The organism is Ancylobacter sp. (assembly GCF_965249975.1).
Classification (GTDB): Bacteria; Pseudomonadota; Alphaproteobacteria; order Rhizobiales; family Xanthobacteraceae; genus Ancylobacter.
On record NZ_CBDFNE010000018.1, the window covers coordinates 736,505 to 762,631 of the forward strand.

Genomic DNA, 26,127 nt, shown 5'->3' on the forward strand with positions numbered 1-26,127 from the left:
CGGGTCCATGCGCGGGCGGCGAGATGGTTTCCGGGCGGGCGACTGCCCGTTACGTTTCATCCGTCATCCCGGCCGAAGCGCAGCGGAGAGCCGGGATCGCGGGGGCTCTGGGATATGAAGCGCTTCTTCGTCTACATGCTGGCGACCCGGAAGGAGGGGCCGCTCTATGTCGGCGTGACCAGCGACCTGCCCAAGCGCGCTTTTGAACATCGCACGCATGCCGTGCCGGGCTTCACGGCCCGCTATAATGTCGATCGCTTGGTGTGGTTCGAAGCGCATGAAAACGCGGAGAGTGCCATCGCGCGGGAAAAGCGCATCAAGCGCTGGCGGCGCGCGTGGAAGATAGCCTTGATCGAAGAGAGCAATCCCGCATGGCGCGACCTCTTCGACGAGATCGCCGGGTGAAGGGGCTCGGCCAGCGATCCCGGATCGCGCCATGCGGCGCGTCCGGGATGACGTCATGGCCTATGCACCGCGATCCCGGCTGCAAGCCCACCCGCCGTCATCCCGGCCGAAGCGCAGCGGAGAGCCGGGATCGCCTGACAGCGGAAAGCGATCCCGGATCGGCCTCCGGCCGTCCGGGATGACGAGGCTACCCCCGCTGGTCGCCCAGCGCCGCCCCGTGCGGCACGCCGTGATGGTCGAGCAGCTCGCGCACCTTCTCCACCAGTTCGGCCTCACCGCAGGCGAACTGCGCCGGGCGGCTCTCGCGCCACTCGGCATTGTCGGTGATGGCGGCGGCGGCCTTGGCGCCCTCGATCAAATCCTTGATCTGCACCTGCCCGTTTGCCCGCTCGTCCGAGCCCTGGATGACCACGCAAGGCGAATTGCGGCGGTCGGCATATTTGAACTGGTTGCCGAGATTCTTCGGATTGCCGAGATACATCTCAGCGCGGATGCCCGCCTGCCGCAGCGTGGCGACGAGGCCCATATAATGCGCGGTCTGGTCACGGTCCATCACCACCACCACCACGGGGCCGAACTCCGGCGCGGCGTCGGTCTTGAGGTAGGAGAGCGCGGAAGCCAGCCGCGAGACGCCGATGGAGAAACCCGTCGCCGGCACCGCTTCACCCCGGAAGCGCCCCACCAGCCCGTCATAGCGCCCGCCGCCACCGACCGAGCCGAAGCGCACCGGGCGGCCCTTCTCGTCCTTCACCTCGAAGGTCAGCTCGGCCTCGAAGACCGGGCCGGTGTAATATTCGAGACCACGCACGACGGAGAAATCCAGCTTAACGCGGCCATCTCCATAACCAGCTTTTACAAATAGGTTCTGGATTTCATCCAGTTCGGCAATGCCTTCCTGCCACTGAGCGGAGGCTTCCAACTTTGCCCGAGGGTCCCCGAAGGTTGCGTCCTCGTCGTAGGCAACTTCCACCGCATGCAAGACAACTGCGATCTGCGCCGGCTCCAGCCCTGCACCCTTGGTGAAATCGCCGCTCTTGGCTTCAGGATTCTCCCAACGCCCCGGGCCAAGCAGATCGCGAACACCCGCAGGGCCAACCTTGTCGAGTTTATCCAATGCCCGCAGCACGGTGAGCCGGCGGCCGGCATTCTCGTCGCCGCCGAGGCCGATCGCCTCCAGCACGCCGTCGAGCACCTTGCGGTTGTTCACCTTGATGACGAATTTGCCGGCCAGCCCCAGCGCCTCCAGCGTGTCCGCCATCATCATGCAGATCTCGGCGTCCGCCGCGACGGTCGGGGCGCCCACCGTGTCGGCGTCGAACTGCATGAACTGACGGAAGCGGCCGGGGCCGGGCTTCTCGTTGCGAAACACCCAGCCGGCGCGGTAGCTGCGGAAGGGCTTCGGCAGCTTGTCGAAATTCTCCGCCACATGGCGGGCGAGCGGCGCGGTGAGGTCGTAGCGCAGCGACAGCCACTGCTCGTCATCGTCCTGGAAGGAGAACACGCCCTCATTCGGCCGGTCCTGGTCCGGCAGGAACTTCCCCAGCGCGTCGGTATATTCGATGAAGGGCGTTTCCAGCGCCTCGAAGCCATAGAGCTCATAGACCCGCCGGATCGTCTCCAGCATCGCCCGCGTCGGCGCGAGGTCGCCCGGGCCGCGATCGGCGAAGCCGCGCGGCATGCGGGCGCGAAGCTTGGTGGGTTTGTCCTTGGCCATGGGCGCCGTCCTTCTCGAAGTACGGCGCGGGTTTAGAGGATGGGGCGACGTGCGGCAATGGCTTGGAGGCAATGGCTTGGAGGCAATGCCGCCCGCTCAGTCGAACAGCTCCGCCACCGCTTCCTCGGCAATGGCGAAGCCGGTGGAGGCGCCGGTGCCGCTCGTCACCACCACGAGGCGGATATGCTCATGCGGCCGGTCGATGAAGGCGAGCCGGTCGGCAGCGGAGGCATAGGTGCCGATCCAGCGCTCGGTGACGGCAGGCCGGCGGCCGAAAAGGGCGGCATATTCGTCGAGGATCAGCTCATCGACGAAATCCGGTGCGAAGGGGTCCGGCGTCGCGGCGTAATGATGGCTGTCGCCGACCACGAGCGAACCGTCGGCCGACTGCACCACGATGAGATGCACCCCGTGTTTCAGATACTCGGCCTGCTCGGCTTCCAGCACGCGCTTCAGCGCCTCCGCCTCGGGCAGTTCGGCATAGCCGAGATAGCGCCCGAGCGACAGGTCGGTCATGACCGAGCCCGGCAGCCGGCCGAGCGCGGGGTCGGTCACGCGCAGCATGTGCAGCTTGCAGCGGGTGACGCCATAGGCCTTGAAACGGTCCTCGAACAGCGTGTGGAAATCGTCGCCCGGCGCCACCACGATGCGCGCGGCCGAAATTGGGCCGGAGGAGGTGACGACGCGGCCCGGCTCCACGGCGGTCACCGCGCTCTCGCGGCGGAACGCCACGCCCTCGCGTGCCAGCCAGGCGGCGAGGCGGGGAATGGCGTCACGCGATTCCACCCGCATGTCGTGCGGGCTCCACAGCCCGCCGGAAAGCGGGCCGGTGAGCGCCGGCAACCGTTCGCGCGCCGCCTCGGGCGTGAGCAGTTCGCAGCCCTCGCCCATCTCGGTGGCGCGGAAGGCTTCCAGCACCGGCATCGCCTCCGGCCGGCGCACGGCCACCAGCAGGCCGCGATGCTCCACCGCGATGCCGGCCTTCGGCGCCACCTCGGCCCAGATGTCGCGCGAGCGCATGGCGCGGCGCCAGCATTCGCCGCGCTGCTGGCCGGTGACGGTGACGAAGCCGAAATTGCGCACCGAAGCGCCATTGGCCTGCGCGTCGCGGTCGATGACGACCACCTTCAGCCCGCGACGGCGGGCGGCAAGGGCATGGCCGAGGCCGACGACGCCCGCACCGACAATGGCGAGATCGAAACTGTCCGACATGAGAGGGGTCCGCGTGGAAGGGGTGATCCGGGCGGACAAAGCCTATAGCGCCTCCCGGCCCGTCCTGCCACGCGTTCCTGTGCGCTGGCAGCCATCAGTTCGCGGCGGCGGAATTCGACCGCTTGAGGCCGAGATCGGCGAGATCGGCCCGCACCTTGCGGGCGACGCCGGCATCGGGGAAGAAGCGGGCGATCATGGTGTCGGGGTCGTTGCCCCAGGCGGGGGCGAGCGCGACGAGCTTCGACAGATCGGCCCGCGCCTCCTCATCCTCGCCAGCGAGATGGCTGGCCAGCGCCCGCGCCAGCAGCCCCGGGGCGTAGCCCTCGCCCATGAGATGATCCGCCGCCGCCATTGCGGCTACCGCGTCGCCCCTTATATAGGCGGCGATGACGCGGTGATATTCCACCCAGGGCGGCATGCCCGGCGCCGCCTGCGCGGCCTGCGCCAGCATCGCCTCGCCCCGCGCGGTTTCCCCCAGCGCGATCAGCCGCCCGCCGAAATCGGCGATGATGTCGACATCATAGGGGTTCAGCTCCAGCGCGGCGGTGCCGGCCGCGAGCGTCGCCGCGCGTTCGCCACGGAAGAAATGCACATCCATCAGCACGCGCCGGGCGAAGGCGCTGGTGGGCGCCAGTTCCACCGCCTGCTCGGCGGCGGCGAGGGCGCGGTTGAGTGTCGGGGTGGCGGCGCGCATCGGGGCACCGGCGCGGATCTCGTCGAGCGAGAGTTCGGCCAGCAGCGCATAGCCAAGGGCGAAGGTGCGGTCGTCCGCCACCGCCTTTTCCAGGCAGGCCTGCGCCGCCTCATGCTCGGCCGGGAGATAGGAGCGCCAATAGGAATAGGCCATGAGCACGCAGCCATAAGGCCCCGCCATCGCCGGGCCGCCGGCGGCGGTGACGCGCGCCCGCGCCCGCGCCTGGATAACGCCATAGGGCTCGGCGATCGCCGCCATGATGTCGCGCACCAGGCCGATTTCCAGCGCCGTGGCGTCGCCGCCGCGCTTGAGGCTGTCGAACTCGCGCGACCAGACGATGGTGCCGTCGCACAGGTCGGAAAGCCGCAGCAGCACGGAGAGCGTGCCGTCGTCATGGTTCTCCACCAGCCCGCCCAGCGCGAAGGCGGAGCTGGCGGCAGCGCCCTCGCCGGAACAGCGCAGCGCCGGCCGCGCATCCGGGCTTGCCAGCACGTCGAGCAGGTCGAACCGGGCCAGCGCGTCGCGCACCCGCACCTCGATCCCCTCGGCGGTGAAATCGCCGCTGCTGGCGGCACCGGGCGCCTTGGCCGCGCCGCCGGTGGTCTCGAAGGCCCGCACCTCGATCATCGGGATGCCGAGCCGGTTGGTGCGCTCCAGCGGTTGCCAGGTGGAACCGGCGAGCAGGCTGCGCAGGGCCAGAGGGTCATGGCTGCCGGTGGCGAGGCCGGCCACGACGACACCGCAGGCCAGCAGCAGCAGAGCGAGCGCGAGGACGCGGCCGAGGCGCGGCCGGGTCGGCGGCGGCAGGGCGGCGGGCGCAGGCGCCGGTGCGTCGGGCAGCGAGGCGCCGGCAGCGGCGTTCGCGGGGGCGCCCGCCTCGGCGTCGCCCTCGACGAATGCCTCGTCCTCGCCCTCCCCGGCCGCGAGGCGCGGCAGGAACTGCGGCACATAGCTGCCGCGCGGAATGGCGATTTCGATCTCGTCGCCGGCCCCGGCGCCGGCATAATAGCGCTCCAGCGCCCGGCGCAGGCGGGTGGCTTCCACCCGCACGATCGGATCGGCCTGCGGGTCGAAGGAGGCGTCGCGGCCCAGCGCCTCGACGGCGATGGTGTAGCCCTTGATCGCCTCGCGCCGGCCCTCCAATGTGGCTTCGACGACGAAGCGCAGGATGTTGCCGAGCTGCGGCGAGGAGCGCAGCTCGTCGGAGCCGAGCACGAGCGCCAGCGCGTGCCGCACCGCTTCCGGGGTGGCGGCGCCGGCGTCAGGCGTGTCGATTGTCGTGCTCTCCGGCACTGCAACGTCCTATCCTGCGCCGCTCCGGGGTCCCCCCTCCCGCAACGGCCGAAACGCTCCACGGAAAGTGCGTTGCGCACCGCATGACGCAACGTGACCACTTTCCCTCTGCCGCGCCTTGATGGCCGCGATGAGGCGGCGGGGTCAAGGTCCGGCAGGCGGCAGAAAGGAAAGTGATCACATCATGATTATTTCTCGTGAGCAGATCCTGCATAGATATTATACATGAATAAAAAAGCGCGGCCTGCCCTGATCGTCGTCCCCTGACGGAGTTTTCCATGCCCTCCTCTTCGTCCGCCATTGCCAGCCCGAACGACCTTGAGGCGTTCTTCATGCCCTTCACGCCCAACCGGGCGTTCAAGGCGCGGCCGCGGCTGCTGTCCCGCGCGAAAGACATGCACTACTACACGCCCGACGGGCGCGGCGTGCTGGATGCCACCGCCGGTCTGTGGTGCGCCAATGCCGGCCACAACCGCGATCCCATCGTCGAGGCGATCCAGAACCAGGCGGCGGAGATGGATTTCGCCCCGCCCTTCCAGTACGGCCACCCCAAGGCGTTCGCCGTTTCCGCCCGCATCGCCGCGCTGGCGCCGGGCGATCTCGACCATGTGTTCCTGTGCAATTCCGGCTCCGAGGCCGGCGACAGCGCGCTGAAGATCGCGCTCGCCTACCACGCCACCACCGGCAACGCGACGCGCACCCGCCTCATCGGCCGCGAGCGCGGCTATCACGGCGTCGGCTTCGGCGGGATCTCGGTCGGCGGCATGTCGCCCAACCGCAAGATGTTCGGCTCGCTGCTGCCGGGCGTCGACCATCTGCCGCACACCTATAACCGCGAGAAGCAGGCCTTCTCCAAGGGCGAGCCGGAGTGGGGCGCCGAGCGCGCCGACGCGCTGGAGAACATCGTCGCCCTGCACGACGCCTCCACCATCGCCGCCGTCATCGTCGAGCCGATGGCCGGCTCCACCGGCGCCCTTCCCCCGCCGGTCGGCTATCTCAAGCGCCTGCGCGAGATCTGCGACAAATACGGCATCCTGCTGATCTTCGACGAGGTCATCACCGGCTTCGGCCGCCTCGGCTATGCCTTCGCCGCCGAACGCTACGGCGTGGTGCCTGACATGATCACCTTCGCCAAGGGCGTCACCTCGGGCGCGGTGCCGATGGGCGGCGTGCTGGTGCGCAAGCACATTTACGATGCCTTCGTGAAGAGCGACGCGCCGGTCATCGACCTGTTCCACGGCTACACCTATTCGGCCCATCCGCTGGCCTGCGCCGCCTCGCTGGCGACGCTGGATCTCTACCGCGAGGAAGGCTTGTTCGAGCGGGTGCGGGCGCTGGAGCCGGTGTGGGCGGACGCCTTCCACTCGCTGCGCTCCAAGCCCGGCGTGCTCGACATCCGCACCCTCGGCTTCGTCGGCGCCATCGACTTCGCCTCGCGCGAGGACGGTGTCGGCCGCCGCGCCTATGAAGGCATGGAGCGGCTGTTCCACGACGAGGGCATGCTGGTGCGCACCGCTGGCGACACCTTCGCCGTCAGCCCGCCGCTCATCGTCAGCGAGAGCCAGATGGGCGAGATCGTCGAGAAGATCGGCCGCACGCTCGACCGGATTTTCTGAGCAGCGAACTGACGTAACTTTCCTCTCCCCTTGGGGGAGAGGTGGCCCGCGAAGCGGGTCGGTGAGGGGGCACGCGCGCGGAGCGTCGAAGACCCCTCACCCCACCCCTCTCCCCGTCGGGGAGAGGGAGATCGGGCCGCTGCACGGGAACGGCCTCGCGCCTCCAACGCACACAACGTCATCCTGAGGTGCCCGGCCAGCGGCCGGGCCTCGAAGGAGACTCGCCGGCGCGCACCGAAAGGACCATCCTTCGAGGCCGCCTATGGCGGCACCTTGGGATGACGGCGCGCCGAGACGCACCCGCCGGACGGTTCCGCAATCGGCCCGCCGGCCGGATCGCCCTGCCTGCGACGCTTCCAATTTGCCGCCCTCCGCGTCGCCGTCCATCATCGCTCCCATGGCTCAAGGCCGGTGAGAACGAGATGCGCTGCAACTTTACGGTCAGAGATTTCAATCCTGTTGTGTGGCGATCTCGGAGAGATCGACATCCACAATGCCTATGACCTCGCCTCCTATGAGTTGAGCTCACATGGCCGCGTTTTCCGTATGACCTTTGCGGGGAACAAATATCTCCTTCCAACTGGGCCGAAGGGCTTTGATATCAGGTTCACCGAGGTCGACACCCTCGAAATCACTGATGCACCGGCCGATTTGACCGACTTCTGTGTTCATGAGGTCGTCTTCATGGATGCGGCAGAGCGCGGCTACGACGATCTGCCGGTGGGAGAGACGCCGGAGCCGGGACAGCACATGGTCTTTATCGGTGAGACTGGCAAAGGCGCGCGCGCGACGATCAGAGTGCACGCGGCCAGTGCCGAGCTTCTTCCACGCGCGTGAACCGACGGCCGGGATCGCACGCGAACCCTCGATTTGCTAAGCAGCGGCGATGCTGCCAAATCCCCTCCCCATCGACGACGCCCTGCCGGAACTCACCGCCGCCCTGCGCGCGGGCGCGTCCGCGGTGCTCGTCGCCCCGCCCGGCGCGGGCAAGACCACGCGGGTGCCGCTGGCGCTGCTCGGCGAGCCCTGGGTGGCGGGGCGGAAAATCCTTGTGCTGGAGCCGCGCCGCCTCGCCGCCCGCGCCGCCGCCACCCGCATGGCGCAGACGCTGGGCGAGGAGGCTGGGCAGACGGTGGGCTACCGCGCCCGCTTCGGCTCGAAAATCGGGCGCGCCACCCGCATCGAGGTCATCACAGAGGGCATCTTCACCCGCATGATGCTGGACGACCCGGAGCTTTCCGAGGTCGCCGCCGTGCTGTTCGACGAGTTCCATGAGCGCAGCCTCGACGCCGATCTCGGCCTCGCCCTGGCGCTCGACGCGCAGGGCGCGCTGCGCGAGGATTTGCGGCTCCTGGTGATGTCCGCCACGCTCGACGGCGCCCGCGTCGCCCGGCTGCTCGCCGGCGCGCCGGTCATCGAGAGCCTCGGCCGCGCCTTCCCGGTGGCAACCCGCTATGCCGGGCGCCTGCCCGGCGCGCCCATCGAGCGGCAGATGGCCGATCTCATCGCCCGGGCGCTGCGCGAGGAGACCGGCTCGCTGCTCGCCTTCCTGCCTGGCGCGTCTGAGATCCGCCGCACCGAGCGTTTTCTACGCGAGACGGTGCACGACCCCGCGCTCGACATCGCCCCGCTCTACGGCGCTCTCCCCCCGGCCGAGCAGGACCGCGCCATCGCCCCGGCGCCCAAAGCCCGGCGAAAGGTGGTGCTCGCCACCTCCATCGCCGAGACCAGCCTCACCATCGAGGGCGTGCGCGTCGTCATCGACAGCGGCCTCGCCCGGGTGCCCCGCTTCGAGCCCGGCGTCGGCCTCACCCGGCTGGAAACGGTGCGTGTGTCGCGCGCCGCCGCCGACCAGCGGCGCGGCCGCGCCGGGCGCACCGAGCCCGGCGTCTGCCTGCGGCTGTGGAGCGAACCGGAAACCGCCAGCCTGCCGGCCTTCGCCACGCCGGAGATTCTCGCCGCCGACCTCTCCCGCCTCGTGCTCGACCTCGCGGTGTGGGGCGTGCGCGATCCCGCCAGCCTCGCCTTTCTCGACCCGCCGCCCGCCCCGGCCGTGAAGGAGGCGAAGGCGCTGCTGACGGCGCTGGGCGCCTTTGACGCCGACGGGCAGGTGAGCGCACTCGGCCGCGCCATGGCCCGGCTGCCGCTGGAACCGCGCCTCGCGCGCATGGTGATCGAGGGCGCGCGGCGCGGCGTGGGGGAAGAGGCGGCGCGCATCGCCGCCCTCGTTTCCGAGCGCGGGCTCGGCGGCGATGCCCCCGACCTCGCGCACCGGCTGATGGATTTTTCCCGCGACCGCACGCGCCGGGCGGAAGAGGCGCGCCGTCTGGCGGAGCGCTGGGCCGACGAGGCGGAACGGCAAGTGGCGGGGACGCGCGGGGCCGGGACGCGGGCGGCGGGCGAGGCTCCCTCCCCCGCCGTGCTGCTGGCGCTGGCCTTTCCCGACCGGGTGGCGCGCGGGCGCGGCGACGGGCGGCGCTTCGTGCTGGCGAATGGCCGCGGCGCGGCCATCGACCCCGCCACCTCCCTCGCCCGCGCCCGCTTCCTCGCCATCGCCGAACTCACCGGCACGGCGGACGAGGCCCGCATCCTGCTCGCCGCTGAACTCACCGAGGCGGAGATCGAGGCCGAATTCGGTGACGCCATCACCGAGGGGGTAGAGACGGCCTTTGATGCCGCCTCCGGCGCGCTGCGCGCGCGCCACATCCGCCGGCTCGGCGCGCTGGCGCTGGCCGAGCGCACCGCGCCGCTCAAACCCGGGCCGGAGACCGCGCGGGCGCTGGCCCATGCCGCCGTCGCGCGCGGGCTGGAGCGGCTCAGCTGGTCCGAGGCGCAGCGGCAATGGCTGGACCGTGCGCGCTTCCTCTACGCCAGCGCGCCCGATCTCTGGCCGGATCTCGGCTGGGAGGCGCTGGCGGCGAGCGTCGAGGACTGGCTGGCCCCGGTGCTGGACGACATCACCAGCCTCGGCGCGCTTGATGCCGACCGGCTCGGCCGCGCGCTGTCCGGCCTGCTGCCGTGGGAGCTGTCGCGCGGCATGGAGGCGGCGGCGCCCACCCATTACGAGGTGCCGACCGGCTCGCGCCTGCCCATCGACTACGCCGCCGAGGGCGGACCGACGCTGCATGTGCGGGTGCAGGAACTGTTCGGCCTCACCACCCACCCCAGCATCGCCGGCGGGCGGGTGCCGCTGATCCTGTCGCTGCTCTCCCCCGCGCACCGGCCGATCCAGCTCACCCGCGACCTGCCGGCCTTCTGGGCCGGCTCCTGGCGGGACGTGCGCGCCGACATGCGCGGGCGCTACCCGCGCCACCCCTGGCCGGAAGACCCGGCGCAGGCCGAGCCGACAAGGCGGGCGAAGCCGCGCGGCTAGAGCACGTTCCGATCTGATTGCATCGCAATCCGATCGGTAAAACGTTCTCTATCAATATTTTAGAGCCTGATCCGATCAGGTTGATTCAACCTGATCGGATCAGGCTCTAAGTTCCTCGCCGCGACGAAGTATTAACCATGCCATTCCGGCAAACATTAACCACAGACCAAGAGGATGAGCGCGCAAGGCTGGCTTTAACGCGTGATCAAGGTGTGAGGCGCAAGCTGACCTCACAACAAAATCTGTCCCAAGACAGATGTCACGTGGATGATTTCAAGCAGAGACAGGCCCATGCGCGAAATGGTGGAACGGGAAATGGTCGGGCAGTCGATGGTATCGCGCCGTCGCACCGCCGTCGCACGCCGCCCCCAGGGCACAGGCCTTGAATATGGCCTGATCGCCGCCGCGCTCGCGGTCGCCATCGTCACCGTCGTCGTCGGCGTCGGCACCCGCTATGGCGGGCTGCCGACAGCCACGTCGGCGGTCTCGGTCGATGTCATGGTGCGCTGAGGCGCCTTAGAGCACGTTCCGATCTGATTGCAGGCAATTAGATCGGAACGTGCTCTATATCTATAATTCAGAGGCTGATTCACCGATCAGGTGTTTCAACCTGATCGTATCAGGCTCTAGCCCAGCAGCGGCGCCCGTCGGCGGGGCACCACGGCGCGCTGCACCAGCAGCTTGTCGACGCGCCGTCCGTCCATGTCGACCACCTCGAAGCGCCAGCCCATGGATTCGAAGGCGGCGCCCTCCTGCGGCAGCGCCTTCAGCTCATGCAGCACCAGGCCGGCGGCGGTGTGGAAGCCGGCGTCCTGCGGCAGCTGGATGCCGAGCACCTCGGCGAGTTCGTCCACCGGGGTCGAGCCGGCGACGAGATAGCTGCCATCGGCGCGTTCCACCACATCGGGCTTGGCAAGGCCGGCCTCGTCCAGCACCACCGTGCCGGCGATGGCGTCGAGCAGATCGGCCGGGGTGAGAATGCCGACCATCGAACCGTATTCGTCCACCACCAGCGCCAGCGGCGATTCCGCGTGGCGCAGCACCTTCATCGCGTCGAGCGCGCCGGCGGTCTCCACCAGCACGGCGGCGGGCTTCACCAGGCTGCGCGGGTCCGGCGTCTCGCCATTGAGATAGGCTTCGAGCAGATCGCGAATGTCGATGACGCCGACGCTCTCCTCCGGCGTGCCCTCGCAGGCCGGCATGCGGGTGTGGCGGGTCTCGCGGATGGTCTGGCGCACGGCGTCGGGGTCGTCGGTGAGGTCGATCCAGTCGACATCGGTGCGCGGCGTCATCACCGCGCGCACCGGCCGGTCGGCGAGGCGCATCACGCCCGCGATCATCTTGCGCTCGTCGGGGTCGATGACGCCCGCCGTCTCCGCCTCCATCACGATGGCGCGGATTTCCTCGTCGGTGACGTTGTTCTCCTCGCCCTTGCCGTGCTCGCCGAGCAGGCGCAGCACGAGGCGGGAGGAAATGTCGAGCAGCCACACCGCCGGCGCGCCGATGCGGGCCAGCATCACCATGCCGGGCGCCACCAGGCTCGCGAGCTTTTCCGGGCTCTGCAAGGCGAGGCGCTTGGGGATGAGTTCGCCGATGATCAGCGAGACATAGGTGATCGCCGCCACCACGAGCGAATAGCCGAGGCCGCCGGCAAGGCCGGGCGACATGCCCTGTGCCTGCAGCCATTCGCCCAGCATGGTGCCGAGCGTGGCGCCCGAAAAGGCACCGGCGAGAATGCCGATCAGCGTAATGCCGATCTGCACGGTGGAGAGGAAGCGGCCGGGGTCGGCGGCCAGCTGCAGCGCCATGCGGGCGCCGCGCGAGCCATTATCGGCCATGGAGCGCAGGCGCGCCGGGCGGGCGGAAACGACGGAAAGCTCGGCCATGGCGAGCACGCCATTGATCAGGACGAGCAGGACGACAACGGCGATTTCAAAAAGGGGCATCGGCTCGGTTTGGCAATCACGAATGGGAGAGATGTAGCACGAACGCCGCCTTTCGCCATGTAGGCGCCAAGAGGGCGCCATGCGCCGGCCTCTCGGATGCGCGCTACGCGCTGTTTGACGCCCGCCGCGCGGGCGCCTAGAAGCGCCGTGACCCCTCCCCTGCCGCCGGCGGAACCGCTATGTCCTTCAACAGTTTCGGCCATCTCTTCCGTGTCACCACCTTTGGCGAGAGCCATGGGCCGGCCATTGGCGGGGTGATCGACGGCTGCCCGCCCGGCATCCGCTTCCGGCTGGAGGAGGTGCAGGCCGCGCTCGACCGCCGCCGGCCCGGCCAGTCGCGCTTCACCACCCAGCGGCGCGAGCCGGACGAGGTGCGCATCCTCTCCGGCACGCTGGCCGAGGAGGACGGCACGCTCATTTCCACCGGCACGCCGATCGCCTTCCTGATCGAGAATGTCGACCAGCGCTCCAAGGATTATTCGGCGATTTCCGAGAGCTACCGCCCCGGCCATGCCGATTATGCCTATGACGTGAAATACGGCCTGCGCGACCATCGCGGCGGCGGGCGCTCCTCCGCGCGCGAGACGGCGGTGCGTGTCGCCGCCGGCGCCATCGCCGCCAAGGTGCTGCCTGGCGTGACCATCACCGGCGCGCTGGTGCAGATGGGCGAGATCGGCATCGACCGGGCGAACTGGGACAGCGCCGAGATCGGCCGCAACCCGTTCTTCTGCCCGGACGCGCAGGCGGCCGCGCGCATGGCGGACTATCTCGACGGCATCCGCAAATCCGGCTCCTCGGTCGGCGCGGTGATCGAGGTGGTGGCAGAGGGCGTGCCCGCCGGCCTCGGCGCCCCGCTCTATGGCAAGCTCGACGCCGACCTCGCGGCGGCGCTGATGAGCATCAACGCGGTGAAGGGCGTGGAGATCGGCGAGGGCTTCGCCAGCGCCACGCTGACCGGCGAGGACAATGCCGACGAGATGCGCATGGGCAATGACGGCCGCCCGGTCTTCCTCGCCAACCATGCCGGCGGCGTGCTCGGCGGCATTTCCACCGGCCAGCCGGTGGTGGTGCGCTTCGCGGTCAAGCCCACCTCCTCCATCCTCACCCCGCGCCGCACGGTGACGCGCCATGGCGAGGATGCGGAGATCGTCACCAAGGGCCGGCACGACCCCTGCGTCGGCATCCGCGCCGTGCCGGTGGGCGAGGCGATGGTGGCCTGCGTGCTCGCCGACCATCTCCTGCGCCATCGCGGCCAGGTGGGCACCCCGCCGGCCTGGCCGTTCCCGCGCTGAGGCTGGAACGTCCGGCCGGCGCGGCGGCGCCCTCACGACGCCACAGAAGGGTTGAAGCTGGAGGTTGCAGAGGTCGCGTTGCTCGCCGACACTGCGACGGTGCCGGGTTGCGGCTGCGACCCTAAAGCGGTGGCCTCTGGGAGGATCGACCCATGCGAAGGCTCCTCAAGCTGATTGCCCTGCTGCTTCCCCTCGGCTGGATTGTTCTTGTTGCATTTATCGTCAAGTTTTCCTTCTTCCGGGACAGATATCAAGATCTCTGGGAGGAGCGCTACCAGATGATCGATGCCCGTGCCGACAGGAGCAGCACGGGAAAGACCTTTGAAGAGATCTACGACGACATGCAGGAAGCGGAGCGTGAATATCTTCTGGCACTTGAAGGCTTGGCCATTCTGGGGATATTCCCGGCATTTTTCGTTTATTTTCTGATATCGCTCTCAACCCTACGTTCACGCCGCTAGCCTTCAGAAGGTCTTCAGCCGCGGCGATCATCATTGCCGGAAAGCCGAAGGTTCAGGCGTGTGACCAAGGTCGTCATCCCGGCCGGAGCGGTGGAGAGCCGGGATTGCCTCCCCCTCATACCCACGCCGTCATCCCGGCCGGAGCGCAGCGGAGAGCTGGGATCGCCCCCTCCCTTCATACCCACGCCGTCATCCCGGCCGGAGCGCAGCGAAGAGCCGGGATCGCTCCCCAATGTCTGCACGATGTCGGTACGATCCCGGATCGGCCTGACGGCCGTCCGGGATGACGGCGCGGGAACAGGAGGCGGCCACGGCCTCCACGCTCGATCTCATCAAGGAATAAAATCCTAGACACGTCCCATTTTCTCTGCCATCCTTGCCCCACCTCATCCCGACGAAGGGGGCGCAACCGGAGCGGCCGGCTCGCGCGGGATGGGCGGCGGTGGCCGGGCGGCGGGGATAACGCACCCCAAGGCCCGGCGGCCCAAGCCATGCGTCCCCGGTCGGTCTTCCCACCGGCCACGGGGCGACGCGCGCCGACCGTCCGCAAGGGCGCGCCGGCGCGTCAAGCACCCCACAGGGGAGGATAGAAAGCGACAGTCCTCCCGGGCGCGCATGGAGCAAGCCTAGAAACACCGCGTTGCGGGGCGCCGGAGGCGGCGCGTCGGACGGTTGAAGACCTGCTTGCACCACCTTTCACACACGGTGCAGGCGACCGCCGGGGTTTCCGCCCCGGCGCCCCGCACGCCCCTTGTCGGGGCGGCAGGTGACGTGCCGGCCCTGATCTCCGCGCCCGAACGGGCGACGGGGCGCTTTCGGCTGCCCGCGCGCGGGGTGGATTTCAGTATGACTGAAGTGCTCTACAATTTTCATTGCCAGTGAATATTCTCAGCCGTATCGTCGGGCCATGAAACTCGCGGACTGGCTCACCACCTCAGGCACGACCAAGAGCGCCTTCGCGCGCGCCGTCGGCCTGTCGCCGGCCAGCATCACCGCGCTGTGCAAGGACGAAACGGCCTGGATTTCCCGGGAAGCGGGCGCGCGCATCGCCGCCGCCACCGGCGGCGCGGTGACGCCGAACGATTTCCTCGGGCTGGCGAGCGTGGAAGCGATCTTCATGACGGATAATCTGCAGGCCCGCGTCGAAGCGGCCATCGAAGCCTTTGCCCGTGGCGAGATGCTCGTCGTCACCGACGACGACGACCGCGAAAACGAAGGCGACCTTATCGTCGCCGCCCAGTTCGCGACGGCGGAAAAGCTCGCCTTCATCGTGCGCCACACCTCGGGCATCGTCTGCACCCCGCTCACCGCCGAGCACGCCAAGCGGCTGCGGCTCAACCCGATGGTGACGGACAACGACGCCCCGCACGCCACCGCCTTCACCATCTCGGTGGATTACCGCCACGGCACCACGACAGGCATTTCCGCCGAGGACCGCACCGCCACCGTGCGCGGCCTCGCCAATCCCAATGCCGGCGCGGTGGATTTCGTGCGGCCCGGCCACATCTTCCCGCTCATCGCCAAGGAAGGCGGCGTGCTCATGCGCTCCGGCCATACCGAGGCGGCGGTGGATCTGTGCCGCCTCGCCGGGCTGGAGCCGGTCGGCGTTATCTGCGAGCTGGTCAATGACGACGGCACGGTGATGCGCGGGCCGAAGGTCACCGACTTCGCCGCCGCGCACAAGCTCACCCGCATCTCGGTGGCCGATCTCATCGCCTATCGCCAGCTGCGCGAGAAGCTGGTGAGCCGCACCGCCGAATTCGCCGCCCCCACCATCGTCGGCGAGATGCACGCCATTTCCTATGTCACGCCCTTCGAGCCGGTGAACCACATCGCGCTCGTCTACGGCAAGATCGGCGACGGGCGCGACGTGCTGGTGCGGCTGCACCGGGCCGACCCGATCGGCGACGTGTTCACCGGCGGCAAGGCGCTGCGCGCCTCGCTGGAGCGCATCAAGGCGGAAGGGCGCGGCGTGCTGGTCTATCTGCGCGACGGCACGACAGGCGTGCCGGTGTCCACCGTCGGCGGCGAGGACAAAATCGAAACCGCCAAGCTGCGCGACCAGAACTGGCGCGAGGTCGGCCTCGGCGCGCAGATCCTGCGCGATCTCGGCATCTCGTCCATCCGCCTGCTGGCGTCGCGCGCGCGCACCTATGTCGGCGTCGCCGGCTTCGGCATCGAGATCCTGGGCACGGAGATGCTGGACGGTTGACGGCGGCGGCGGCCGCTACCCCGGTAGCGAACGCTCACGCGAACGGCATCGCCCGGGCGCTTCTGCCTGCACTTTCGGCTTCTGGCCGGGAAAGGCTCGTGTCACCATCGTGACGACGCGTCTCTGACACGTCGAGACCCGTCAAGGACGGAGGTCGCGATGGCGTGCATGCGTGCCTTTGCCGCCCTGGTCGCGGCGCTGTTCGGTGTGAGCGCGCCGGTCCTCGCCCGCGCCGACACGATGGTGGATGTCGAGCTGGTGCTGGCGGTCGACGTGTCCTACTCCATGGACCTCGACGAACTCGCTCTGCAGCGCGAGGGCTATATCGCCGCCGTCACCTCGCCGGAATTCCTCAATGCGCTGCGGCTCGGCCCGCATGGCCGCGTCGCCATCGCCTATGTCGAATGGGCGGGGGCGGATGAGCAGAAGCTGGTGGTGGACTGGACGCTGATCGGCAGCCCCAGCGAGGCCCGCGCCTTCGCGGACGCGATCCGTCGGGCGCCGTTGCGGCGCGTCTACCGCACCTCCATTTCCAGCGCCATGACCTTCGGTGCCGACCTGATGGAGGGCAACAACATTCGCGGCCTGCGGCGGGTGATCGACATTTCCGGCGACGGCACCAATAATCAGGGGCCGCTGGTGGATGTCACCCGCGACGCGGTGGTGGCGCGCGGCATCACCATTAACGGCCTGCCGCTGATGCTGAAGGAAGCCAGCGGCTCGCTGCTCGATATTGGCGACCTCGATATCTATTACGAGGACTGCGTGATCGGCGGGCCGGGCGCTTTTGTCATTCCCGTGCGCGGCACGCACGAGTTCGCCGACGCCATCAAGACCAAGCTGGTGCTGGAAATCGCCGGCGTCCGCCCGCCCCCCGCGCCGCTTTTGCGGCACGCCTCCGCCGCCGAGCCGCGCGTGTCCTGCTCGATCGGCGAGCGCATGTGGATGGAGCGCTGGGGTAATTGACGCCGTTCAGCGCCGAAAAACCCCCACCAGCTCCACATGCGCGGAATAGAGGAACTGGTCGACCGGGGTGACGCGCTCCAGCCGGTAGCCGCCTTCGGCAAGGATCTGTGCGTCGCGCGCGAAGGTGGTCGTGTCGCAGGACACGCCGATCACCAGCGGCACCGCGCTCGCCGCCAGCTGGCGCGCCTGCGCCTCCGCCCCCTGGCGCGGGGGATCGAACACCGCGACATCCACGCCTTTCATCTCCTGCGCCAGCAGCGGCCGGCGGAACAGGTCCCGCACCTCGCCGGCCAGCGGTTTGAGCCCGGCGGCCCCGCGCACGGCTTTGTTCAGCGCCTCGATGGCGGGGGCGGAGGATTCATAGGCGGTCACCCGCACCCGCTCGGCCAGCCGCAGGGCGAAGGTGCCGACACCGGAGAACAGGTCCACCGCCCGCGCCGCGCCGCGCGCGCTACCGACGGCTTCCAGGACCAACTGCGCCAGCGCCGCCTCGCCCGCCGCCGTCGCCTGCAGGAAGGACCCCGGCGGCAGGGCCACCCGCGCCCGGCCCATGGTGAGCAGTGGCGGCTCCCGCTGCAGCACCAGTTCGCCATGGCGGGTAAGGCGCGCCAGCCGGTGCGCGCCGGCGATCTGCGCCAGAGCGGCGACGCGGTCCGGCTTCAGCGGGCCGCTGCCGCGCACATCCATGTCCAGCCCGGTTTCGGTCGCGGTCACCTGAATGTCGAGCGGCTTGGCCAGCGGCACCAGTTCCTGCGCCACCGCCCACGCCGCCGCCAGCGCGCCGTCGAGACCCGGCGCCAGAATGGGGCAGGCGTCGATGGCCACCACCGCGTGGCTGCGCCGTCCGGCAAAGCCGACCGCCAGCGTGTCACGCCCTTTCGGCGCGCTGCCGCCCGTGCCTCGCGCGTGGAAGGTCGCCCGGCGACGCCCTTCGCCATGCGCGGGGAGCAGCGGCGTCACCTCGGTGGAAATCCCCGCCCGCGCCAGCGCCTCGACCACGAGGCCGCGTTTCCAGGTTTCATAGGGCGCCGGCGCCCAGTGCTGGAGCGCGCAGCCGCCGCACAGACCGACATGCGGGCAAATCGGCTCCACGCGCCCCGGGCTCGGTGTGCGGATAGCCAGCAGCCGCGCACGCTCGTGCTCGCGCACCACCTCCACCCTTTCGCCGGGCAAGGTCAGCGGCACGAAAACCGGCCCCTCTGGCGTGTCGGCAATACCGTCACCACGGTGACCCAGGCGGTCGATGTCCAGTGTGACGACGTTCATGCGGGAAGCAGCTCCATCATGCATCATAGGTTATTATGTATTTAGTCTGTATCTCGCGACAAAGATGATCAAAACCATCCACCGCTCATGGTTTCGCAAAGAGACTCATGTATTTTAGCCGCGGCTGATTCCATCACTTCAGATGGACAGTCCTTTTTACTTAGCACATGCACATAATAATAAGTATCCAAATCCAGGAAAAGGGGAAACGTATGTCGCTTGTTTCGGCTCTGGCTATCAGTGTCGGCGTCCTTGGGGGCGTCGCCACTTGGCTGTTTCTCGGCCCGCTGGCCGGGGGTCTGCAAATCTGGGCTGCCTTCATCGCCTGGGCCTGCTACTTCCATTGTGGGGGCAAGGAAGCCGGGCTTAAGGCAACGGTGCTGGCGAACATCGCTGGCGCCGTCATGGCTTGGCTGACGCTTCTGGCCGTCAGCCGCGGCGGGCTTGGCGAGACGCTTGGCCTGCCGGTCTGGGCCGGCCTTTGCGTCGGCGTCGGCGTGCTGGTGATGATCCTGCTCGGCCATCTCCCGGCCTTCGCCGCCATTCCGGCAATGGTCTACGGCTTCGCTGCGACGGCAGGCTACGCGCTGCTCACTACCGACGGGCTTGCCAACCTCACGGCCGCCGGCCTCGCCAACCCGCTGGCGACCATCGTGCTGTCGATGATCGTCGGCGCCGCCTTCGGCTATGTCTCGGAGAAACTTGCCGGGATGCTGGTCGCCAGCGGCGGCCAGACGCGCCGGGCCTGAGCGGTAGCGCTCCCCGGGGTGAGGCGCGGACGGTTTCACGCCGCCCGCGCCGCCACGAGCAGATATTCCTCATTGCCGTCGCCGCCGAGAATGGGCGATGGCAGACGGTGCAACACCTGCCAGCCGTGATCCTGCAACACTGCGACGACCCGTTCGACCGCGTCGCTGCGGGCACCGGCATCCCTCACGATTCCGCCCTTAGACAGCTTGTCGCGGCCCACCTCGAACTGCGGCTTCACCAGTACGACCAGACGCGCGGCCGGGGCTGCATGCCGCAGCACCGCCGGCAGAACCTGATGCAAGGAGATGAACGACACGTCGATGGTGATCATCCGCGCGGGCGGGACCGCTCCGGGAGAGAGGCCACGTATGTCGGTGCCTTCCAGCGACACCACCCGGGCGTCGTCCCGCAGTCGCGGGTGCAATTGCCCATGGCCGACATCCACCGCATGCACACGCGCCGCGCCACGCGCGAGAAGCACCTGGGTGAAGCCGCCGGTCGATGCCCCAACATCGAGCGCCTCCACGCCGTCGACGGAAAGCCCCGCCGCGTCCAGCGCCGCCTCCAGCTTCAGCCCCGCCCGCGACACCCATTCATAGGCTTCGCGCGCCTCGATCGCGGCGTCGGCGGCGATGGTTTCCGAAGCCTTGGCGACCTGCTTGCCGGCGGCGGTCACGAGTCCGGCAGCAATGGCCGCCTGCGCCCGGGCGCGGCTGTCGAAGAAGCCTCGCGCCACCAGCACGCGGTCGGCGCGGCCCCGGCCGGCGGGAGGGTAAGGGGGCGACACCATGCCGGGCGCGCGGCCGGATCAGCCGCGCAGCAGCGCGAGCGCGGCTTCTTCCTCGCGGCCCAGAGCATTGAAGACACCGCGCACGACGCCTTCCGCATCGAGGCCAGCCTCGTGCATCTGGCTGGCCGGGGAATCCTGCTCGATAAAACGGTCCGGCAAGGCGAGCGTGCGCACCTTGAGCCCACGGTCCAGAGCGCCGGCTTCGGCCAGCAGAGTCAGCACATGGCTGCCAAAGCCGCCGACCGCTCCTTCCTCGACCACGACGAGCACTTCATGCTCGCGCGCCAGACGCAGCACCAGATCACGGTCGACCGGCTTGGCGAAGCGCGCGTCGGCGACGGTTGTCGACAGGCCAAAGCCGGCGAGTTGATCGGCGGCGCCGAGACAGGCGGCGAGCCGGGTGCCGAGCGACAGCAGGGCGATCTTCGAGCCCTCGCGGACGACCCGCCCGCGCCCGATCTCCAGCGGCGTGCCGCGGGCCGGGCGCTCCACGCCCACGCCCTCGCCTCGGGGATAGCGAAAGGCGATCGGCCCCTCGTCAAAGGCCGCAGCGGTAGCGACCATGTGGACGAGTTCCGCCTCATCCGCGGCCGCCATCACCACCATGCCGGGCAGGGTAGCGAGCATCGGCACATCGAAGGCGCCGACATGGGTGGCACCGTCCGCCCCGACGAGGCCGGCACGGTCGATGGCGAAGCGCACCGGCAGGCGCTGGATCGCCACATCATGGACGATTTGGTCGTAGGCGCGCTGCAGGAAGGTGGAATAGATAGCGCAGAACGGCTTGTATCCTTCAGTCGCCAGCCCGGCGGCGAAGGTCACGGCGTGCTGCTCGGCGATGCCCACATCGAACGTGCGGGTGGGAAAGGCCTCGCCGAACAGGTCGAGCCCAGTTCCGGCCGGCATGGCGGCGTTGATGGCGACGATCTTGTCGTCGTGGCGGGCTTCCTCGATCAGGCTGTCGGCGAAAACGCGGGTATAGCTCGGCGCATTGGACGCCGCTTTCTTCTGCGCCCCGGTGGCGACATCAAAGCGCTGAACGCCGTGATATTTGTCGGCCGAGGCTTCGGCGGGCGGATAACCCTTGCCCTTCTGGGTCACGACGTGGACCAGCACCGGACCGGTCTCGGCGTCGCGGACATTGCGCAGAATGGGAAGGAGATGGCTCAGATTATGCCCATCGATCGGCCCGACATAATAGAAGCCCAGTTCTTCGAACAGCGTACCGCCGGTCCAGAACCCGCGCGCGAACTCTTCCGCCCGCGCCGCCTGACGGCCGAAGAACTTCGGCAGGCTGCCTGCGAGCTGCTTCGCGGTCTCGCGCAGCGAGCGGTAGGTGCGGCCGGAGAGAAGCCGCGCCAGATAGGCCGACATCGCGCCAACAGGCGGGGCGATCGACATGTCGTTGTCGTTGAGAATGACGATGAGGCGCGAATCCATCGCCCCGGCATTGTTCATGGCCTCATAGGCCATACCGGCCGACATCGCGCCGTCGCCGATCACGCAGACCACGTTGCGAGCGTCACCCGCGAGGTCGCGGGCCACCGCCATCCCGAGCCCGGCGGAGATCGAGGTGGAGGAATGGCCGGCACCGAAAGGGTCGTATTCGCTCTCGGCCCGGTTGGTGAAACCAGAGAGCCCCCCGCCCTGGCGCAGCGTGCGCATACGGTCGCGTCGGCCCGTGAGAATTTTGTGCGGGTAGCACTGGTGCCCGACATCCCAGATCAGCCGGTCACTGGGCGTGTCGAAGACGTGATGGAGCGCCACGGTCAGCTCGACCACACCCAGCCCGGCGCCGAGGTGACCGCCGGTTACGGAAACCGCGTCAATCATCTCCTCGCGCAGTTCCGCCGCGATCTGCGGCAACTGCTCCTCCGGCAGGCGGCGCAAATCGGCCGGCTCGCGGATCGTGTCGAGTAGCGGCGTGGAGGGACGGGTCAAGAACGGCTCCGAAAACACATCCGCCGAGGCGCGCACAGGGGCGCGCGCCGCCGAGCGAAGTTCAACGGCATACACAAGGACAGCGAGGGGCGCAACGCACGCCCGCGCGACCGCAAAGGCCGGTCCGCCACACAACCGCATGTGGAGACAGGGCGGACACGCCCAGACGACATTGGCCTCACGCCCCGGCTTACTCTAGAAAAGCGGCATGGAAGCACGAGTCACCGCGACGGACAGGAATGACGGACCGAAGGCGGCCACAGCGGGCGCCGGGCCCGATGCTCCCGTCAATCAGGTTGTCGTAGCGCCCGGCGCCGCCCCACAGGCCGGCCGGACCTTCCGCCGGCTGATGCTATTCTTCCCCGGCCATGACCCGACCGAAATGGACTATCACCACGGCCGCTTCGCCAATCAGGCCGAGCGCTTCGGCGCACTGTGGTCGGTCAAGGTGAAGGTATCGCCCCGTCTCGATGATGGCGCCCAGTCCTATGCCCGCTGGGAAATCGACGCCAGCGGTCCTAACTGGTCGACCCGAACCGACTACCGGATCCTGCGCTGGGAGGACATCATCCAGACGCTCGATGCCCGGTCCGACCCGGTGCGGCTGTGGCGTGGCTTCGGCGGGCTCTGGGATTTTCTGCGCGGAGGCGCGGCGCGCGGCTATTTCCGCGCCAGCCCCCGCTACGGCGCTTTCTTCTTCTTTCCCTATCTCATCGCCGCGCTGTTTCTCACCGCGGGGCTCGCAGCCGGCGGGCTCGTGCTGTGGGGGGCCGGCCTCGTCCTGCCGACCCCGCTCGCCTGGGGCGCTGCGCTCGCCGCCGGCATCGCCACCTTCTTCGGCCTCTTCCGCCGGCCGGGCCGCGACTGGCGCTTGCATCAGGCGCTCGACGACTGGGACCTTGCCCGCGACTACCTTCACGATGCCACGCCTGCGGTCGATGCACGGCTTGACCGCTTCGCGGAGGTGCTGGTGGAGGCGGTACGCGCCGGCGATCAGGACGAGGTCATCCTCGTCGGCCACAGCCTCGGGGCGACGCTCATGCTCGGCGTAATCGACCGTGCGCTCGACCGCCATCCCGGGCTGGCGGAGGGGCGGACGCGGGTGAACCTGCTCACCTGCGGCGCCACGATTCCGAAACTCGCCCTGCACGCCAAGGGCGGCAAGGTGCGCCGGCAGGCCGCCCGTGTGGCGCAGACCCCGGGCCTCACCTGGGTCGAATATCAGGCGCGGCATGACGCGATCAATTTCTACAAATTCCATCCGGTGACGCTGCGCCGCACCAGCTTCGACCAGCCGGAAGCCAGCCAGCCCCTGCTGCGCAACGCCAACATCAAGGAAATGCTCACCCACGCCAAGCTGAGGCGGCTACGCTGGCACGCCATGCGGCTGCATTACCAGTTCCTGCTGGCGAACGAGCAGAAGGCGCCCTACGACTATTTTATGTTCGCCCTCGGCCCGCTTGCCTTCGCCGACCTGTCCTCACGCCCGGAAGGCCCGGTCGGTCGCTTCGCGGCGGATGGCTCCCTGATCGCCTGAACCAACGGACGCTTCATGAACCTTCTCCTCGCCGCCAAGATCGTGTGGGCCGCCGGCTGTATCGGCTGGTACGTCATCCGCCTGCCCTTCGAACGCAAGGTGAAGCGCGAGCGCGTCGTCGACGCCCGTGACCGGCTGCGCGAGCTCATTCTGCTCTCCTGCTCCACCGCTGGCCTCGGCATCGTGCCACTGCTGTGGGCGACCTCGCGGGTGTTCGATTTCGCCAACTATCCCTATTCGGCCCTCCAGTTCGCGCTCGGCACGTTGACCTTCGTGCTGGCCTTGTGGCTGTTCCGCCGCACCCATCGCGACCTCGGCAAGAACTGGTCGGTGACGCTCGAGATCAAGGACGCGCACAAGCTGGTCACCGGCGGCGTCTACCGGCATGTGCGCCATCCCATGTATTCCGCCTTCTTCCTGTGGGCGCTGGCGCAGTTGATCCTGATCCCGAACTGGGTCGCCGGCCCGGCGGGGTTCATCGGCTTCGGCATCCTCTACGCCTTCCGCATCGGCCGCGAAGAAAAGATGATGCTGGATACGTTCGGCGATGAATACCGCGCCTACAGCGCCCGCACGGCACGGCTGATCCCAGGCGTCTACTGAAGAAAGGGACCTGCTCATGCTGGAGCTTCGGCCAGGCTGCGAATGCTGTGACCGGGATCTTCCGCCGGAGTCGCGTGAGGCGATGATCTGCACCTTCGAGTGCACCTTCTGCGCCACCTGCGCCGGTGCGGTGCTGGGCGGCATTTGCCCGAACTGTGCGGGCGAGCTGGTGCGCCGGCCGGTGCGCCCGCCGGCGGCGCTGGCCCGCCACCCGGCCTCACCCGTGCGGGTGTTCAATCCGGACTGCCAGAGCCGGCAGGCGGGCTGATCCGCACGCCAGAAAGCCGCGTTCCCGCAAACTCCTGCCCGGCGATGTCTGTGCAGAACGGCGCCCACTCGCAGCCGGTGCAGGCGGCTCGCACCGCGCCTTCGGCATAGGCCGCGCGCATCTGCGCCAGCGTCTCGGCGGTCAGGACGATCCGTCGGCCCCGTTCCAGCACCAGGCCCAGCCGTTGCGCGAGTTCGGCAATGGCCTTCGCATCACGCTGCACCACGCTCTCAGTACGGCAATGGAAGCCCTGCTCCTTGAGCATCGGTGCGCAGATGTCATCCGGCCCCTCCACCAGCTCGGCCGGCTCTCCCGCATTCAGTCGGGCAATGATACGCACGTAATTGGCGCTGAAGGCGGGCGTATATCCTCTGCCGACAAAGGTCAGCATACAGAGCAGATGATGGGCGCGCAGGCGCACAGCCACGGCCGGTGCCTCGAGCCGAGAGTTCGACTTACTCCCCGTCCAGCGGCTGGGTGCCGGACGGGCGGCCATCGGCGCCGAGGGTGATCTTCTCGACCCTCGCCTCGGCGTCCTTGAGCAGCGCATCGCAGCGGGCCTTGAGCGCCTCGCCGCGGGCATAGAGCGCGATCGACTCCTCCAGCGGGACATTGCCGCCCTCGAGCTTGGCGACGATGGTCTCCAGCTCGGCGAGCGCCTTTTCAAAGCTCAGCGCGTTCACGTCCGCCGCGTCGGTCATCGCGTTCTCCTTGAGATGAGTCGCGTTCCTTATACAGGGCGAGCGCGCCGCACTCACCCCCTCGCGGTCAGCCGCGCATCAATGCCATGACATGGGCGGAGGCGGAGCGCGCCAGCCCTTCGAGGTCGTAGCCGCCCTCCAGCACCGAGACGATCTTGCCGCCGCAATGCTTGTCGGCAATGTCCATTAGCTTCTTCGTCACCCAGGTATAATCGTCTTCCAGCAGGTTGATGTTGCCCAGCGGATCGCGCGTATGCGCGTCGAAGCCGGCGGAGATGATGAGCAGTTCCGGGCCGAAGGCCTGCAGGCGCGGCAGGATGCGGGTTTCGAAGGCTTCGCGGAAATGCACGCCATCGTCGCCGGAGCGCAGCGGGGCGTTGACGATGTTGTCGGTGGTGCCGCGCTCTCCGACCGCGCCGGTGCCGGGGAATAGCGGCATCTGGTGGGTCGAGGCGTACATCACACTCGGATCAGAGAAGAAGATCTCCTGCGTGCCATTGCCGTGATGCACGTCGAAATCGACGATGGCGACGCGGCCGATGCCGTGCACTTTCTGGGCGTGGCGAGCAGCGATGGCGACATTGTTGAACAGGCAGAAGCCCATTGGGGTCCGCGTCTCGGCGTGGTGGCCGGGCGGCCGCATCGAGACGAAGGCATTACTCACCTTTCCGGACAGAACCTCGTCGACGCCGAGCACGGCACCGCCAACACCGCGCCAGATCGCCTCGCCGGTGCCGGGCGACATCACCGTGTCGCCGTCGATCCGCACCATGCCCTCATCCGGCATCGCCTCTTCCAGCGCCGCGACATAATCTTCGGGATGCACGCGCACAATGTCCTCGCGCGCCGCCACCGGCGCCTGTTCGCGCGCCAGTGTGGCGAACTGCTCGCCCTCGAACACCCGATTCAGCACGCGCACCCGATCCGGCCGCTCGGGATGACCGGAGGGCGTGAGATGGTCGAGGCAGGCGTCGTGGGCGATCAGCAGCGTGGTCATGGCGTTCCTTTGGCGTCCTAGGTCGTTCCGGCCGTTCATTGTTCAGGCCCGGCGGCTGGTGGACGATATGCCACGGCGCCGTGTGGGGCC

At 68.7% G+C, this 26,127-nt stretch carries 23 protein-coding genes; 13 read left to right on the forward strand and 10 right to left on the reverse strand.

Going from position 1 to position 26,127, the window contains the following annotated elements:
- Positions 1 to 114 precede the first annotated feature (114 nt).
- Positions 115 to 405 carry a GIY-YIG nuclease family protein gene (locus tag ACP2AH_RS16355; RefSeq protein WP_425106766.1) on the forward strand — a complete coding sequence of 97 codons (291 nt, stop codon included), beginning with the start codon at positions 115 to 117 and terminating at the stop codon, positions 403 to 405.
- A 187-nt stretch (positions 406 to 592) separates the two neighbouring features.
- Here ACP2AH_RS16355 and hisS read toward each other — a convergent pair whose 3' ends face one another.
- The 3 genes from hisS to ACP2AH_RS16370 all read right to left on the reverse strand — a co-directional run bounded on the left by hisS (position 593) and on the right by ACP2AH_RS16370 (position 5,318).
- Complete coding sequence (gene hisS, locus ACP2AH_RS16360; protein ID WP_425106767.1) at positions 593 to 2,119, reverse strand: histidine--tRNA ligase; 1,527 nt, start codon at positions 2,117 to 2,119, stop codon at positions 593 to 595.
- Positions 2,120 to 2,215: 96 nt separating this feature from the next.
- Positions 2,216 to 3,331, reverse strand: a complete 1,116-nt coding sequence (locus tag ACP2AH_RS16365) for a TIGR03364 family FAD-dependent oxidoreductase (protein WP_425106768.1) — start codon at positions 3,329 to 3,331, stop codon at positions 2,216 to 2,218.
- A gap of 94 nt (positions 3,332 to 3,425) precedes the next feature.
- Positions 3,426 to 5,318 (reverse strand): hypothetical protein, encoded by a 1,893-nt coding sequence (locus ACP2AH_RS16370; protein ID WP_425106769.1) that lies wholly within the window; start codon positions 5,316 to 5,318, stop codon positions 3,426 to 3,428.
- A 278-nt stretch (positions 5,319 to 5,596) separates the two neighbouring features.
- Between ACP2AH_RS16370 and ACP2AH_RS16375 the strand changes: the two genes are divergently transcribed.
- The 4 genes from ACP2AH_RS16375 to ACP2AH_RS16390 all read left to right on the forward strand — a co-directional run bounded on the left by ACP2AH_RS16375 (position 5,597) and on the right by ACP2AH_RS16390 (position 10,817).
- Positions 5,597 to 6,934 (forward strand): aspartate aminotransferase family protein, encoded by a 1,338-nt coding sequence (locus ACP2AH_RS16375; protein WP_425106770.1) that lies wholly within the window; start codon positions 5,597 to 5,599, stop codon positions 6,932 to 6,934.
- Between the two features lie 459 nt (positions 6,935 to 7,393).
- Positions 7,394 to 7,771 carry a hypothetical protein gene (locus ACP2AH_RS16380; protein WP_425106771.1) on the forward strand — a complete coding sequence of 126 codons (378 nt, stop codon included), beginning with the start codon at positions 7,394 to 7,396 and terminating at the stop codon, positions 7,769 to 7,771.
- A 49-nt stretch (positions 7,772 to 7,820) separates the two neighbouring features.
- Positions 7,821 to 10,307 (forward strand): ATP-dependent helicase HrpB, encoded by a 2,487-nt coding sequence (gene hrpB, locus ACP2AH_RS16385; RefSeq protein WP_425106772.1) that lies wholly within the window; start codon positions 7,821 to 7,823, stop codon positions 10,305 to 10,307.
- Positions 10,308 to 10,598: 291 nt separating this feature from the next.
- Positions 10,599 to 10,817 carry a hypothetical protein gene (locus tag ACP2AH_RS16390; RefSeq protein WP_425106773.1) on the forward strand — a complete coding sequence of 73 codons (219 nt, stop codon included), beginning with the start codon at positions 10,599 to 10,601 and terminating at the stop codon, positions 10,815 to 10,817.
- A 116-nt stretch (positions 10,818 to 10,933) separates the two neighbouring features.
- Here the strand turns inward: ACP2AH_RS16390 and ACP2AH_RS16395 are convergent, their stop codons facing one another.
- Entirely contained in the window at positions 10,934 to 12,253 is a 1,320-nt protein-coding gene (locus tag ACP2AH_RS16395; RefSeq protein ID WP_425106774.1) for a hemolysin family protein, read from the reverse strand.
- A 179-nt stretch (positions 12,254 to 12,432) separates the two neighbouring features.
- Between ACP2AH_RS16395 and aroC the strand changes: the two genes are divergently transcribed.
- From aroC to ACP2AH_RS16415, 4 genes are all read left to right on the forward strand, one after another.
- Positions 12,433 to 13,545, forward strand: coding sequence for a chorismate synthase (gene aroC, locus ACP2AH_RS16400; RefSeq protein WP_425106775.1), 1,113 nt, complete (start codon positions 12,433 to 12,435; stop codon positions 13,543 to 13,545).
- Between the two features lie 152 nt (positions 13,546 to 13,697).
- On the forward strand, positions 13,698 to 14,006 hold the full coding sequence (locus tag ACP2AH_RS16405; RefSeq protein ID WP_425106776.1) for a hypothetical protein: 309 nt from the start codon (positions 13,698 to 13,700) through the stop codon (positions 14,004 to 14,006).
- Positions 14,007 to 14,913: 907 nt separating this feature from the next.
- Complete coding sequence (gene ribB / locus ACP2AH_RS16410) at positions 14,914 to 16,218, forward strand: 3,4-dihydroxy-2-butanone-4-phosphate synthase (protein WP_425106777.1); 1,305 nt, start codon at positions 14,914 to 14,916, stop codon at positions 16,216 to 16,218.
- Positions 16,219 to 16,377: 159 nt separating this feature from the next.
- Positions 16,378 to 17,184 carry a DUF1194 domain-containing protein gene (locus ACP2AH_RS16415; protein ID WP_425106778.1) on the forward strand — a complete coding sequence of 269 codons (807 nt, stop codon included), beginning with the start codon at positions 16,378 to 16,380 and terminating at the stop codon, positions 17,182 to 17,184.
- A 6-nt stretch (positions 17,185 to 17,190) separates the two neighbouring features.
- Here the strand turns inward: ACP2AH_RS16415 and ACP2AH_RS16420 are convergent, their stop codons facing one another.
- Positions 17,191 to 18,450, reverse strand: coding sequence for a class I SAM-dependent RNA methyltransferase (locus ACP2AH_RS16420; RefSeq protein WP_425106779.1), 1,260 nt, complete (start codon positions 18,448 to 18,450; stop codon positions 17,191 to 17,193).
- A gap of 212 nt (positions 18,451 to 18,662) precedes the next feature.
- Here ACP2AH_RS16420 and ACP2AH_RS16425 point away from each other — a divergent pair, with 212 nt between their 5' ends.
- Positions 18,663 to 19,199 carry a DUF1097 domain-containing protein gene (locus tag ACP2AH_RS16425; RefSeq protein WP_425106780.1) on the forward strand — a complete coding sequence of 179 codons (537 nt, stop codon included), beginning with the start codon at positions 18,663 to 18,665 and terminating at the stop codon, positions 19,197 to 19,199.
- A 35-nt stretch (positions 19,200 to 19,234) separates the two neighbouring features.
- Here the strand turns inward: ACP2AH_RS16425 and ACP2AH_RS16430 are convergent, their stop codons facing one another.
- Both ACP2AH_RS16430 and dxs read right to left on the reverse strand, forming a co-directional pair.
- Positions 19,235 to 19,990 carry a TlyA family RNA methyltransferase gene (locus ACP2AH_RS16430; protein WP_425106781.1) on the reverse strand — a complete coding sequence of 252 codons (756 nt, stop codon included), beginning with the start codon at positions 19,988 to 19,990 and terminating at the stop codon, positions 19,235 to 19,237.
- A gap of 18 nt (positions 19,991 to 20,008) precedes the next feature.
- Positions 20,009 to 21,931 (reverse strand): 1-deoxy-D-xylulose-5-phosphate synthase, encoded by a 1,923-nt coding sequence (gene dxs / locus ACP2AH_RS16435; RefSeq protein ID WP_425106782.1) that lies wholly within the window; start codon positions 21,929 to 21,931, stop codon positions 20,009 to 20,011.
- A gap of 208 nt (positions 21,932 to 22,139) precedes the next feature.
- Between dxs and ACP2AH_RS16440 the strand changes: the two genes are divergently transcribed.
- The 3 genes from ACP2AH_RS16440 to ACP2AH_RS16450 are packed head-to-tail and all read left to right on the forward strand — an operon-like array spanning position 22,140 to position 24,339.
- Entirely contained in the window at positions 22,140 to 23,468 is a 1,329-nt protein-coding gene (locus tag ACP2AH_RS16440; protein WP_425106783.1) for a hypothetical protein, read from the forward strand.
- Between the two features lie 15 nt (positions 23,469 to 23,483).
- Positions 23,484 to 24,071, forward strand: coding sequence for a protein-S-isoprenylcysteine O-methyltransferase (locus tag ACP2AH_RS16445; protein WP_425106784.1), 588 nt, complete (start codon positions 23,484 to 23,486; stop codon positions 24,069 to 24,071).
- Positions 24,072 to 24,087: 16 nt separating this feature from the next.
- On the forward strand, positions 24,088 to 24,339 hold the full coding sequence (locus tag ACP2AH_RS16450; RefSeq protein ID WP_425106785.1) for a DUF1272 domain-containing protein: 252 nt from the start codon (positions 24,088 to 24,090) through the stop codon (positions 24,337 to 24,339).
- On the opposite strand, the gene ACP2AH_RS16455 is transcribed toward ACP2AH_RS16450, so the two are convergent.
- The 3 genes from ACP2AH_RS16455 to ACP2AH_RS16465 all read right to left on the reverse strand — a co-directional run bounded on the left by ACP2AH_RS16455 (position 24,305) and on the right by ACP2AH_RS16465 (position 26,037).
- A complete protein-coding gene (locus tag ACP2AH_RS16455) occupies positions 24,305 to 24,766 on the reverse strand; it encodes a DUF1284 domain-containing protein (protein ID WP_425106786.1) in 462 nt (153 codons plus the stop codon). The genes ACP2AH_RS16450 and ACP2AH_RS16455 overlap by 35 nt on opposite strands.
- A 28-nt stretch (positions 24,767 to 24,794) precedes the next feature.
- Complete coding sequence (locus tag ACP2AH_RS16460) at positions 24,795 to 25,040, reverse strand: exodeoxyribonuclease VII small subunit (protein ID WP_244379273.1); 246 nt, start codon at positions 25,038 to 25,040, stop codon at positions 24,795 to 24,797.
- Between the two features lie 67 nt (positions 25,041 to 25,107).
- A complete protein-coding gene (locus ACP2AH_RS16465) occupies positions 25,108 to 26,037 on the reverse strand; it encodes a histone deacetylase family protein (RefSeq protein WP_425106787.1) in 930 nt (309 codons plus the stop codon).
- Positions 26,038 to 26,127 lie beyond the last annotated feature (90 nt).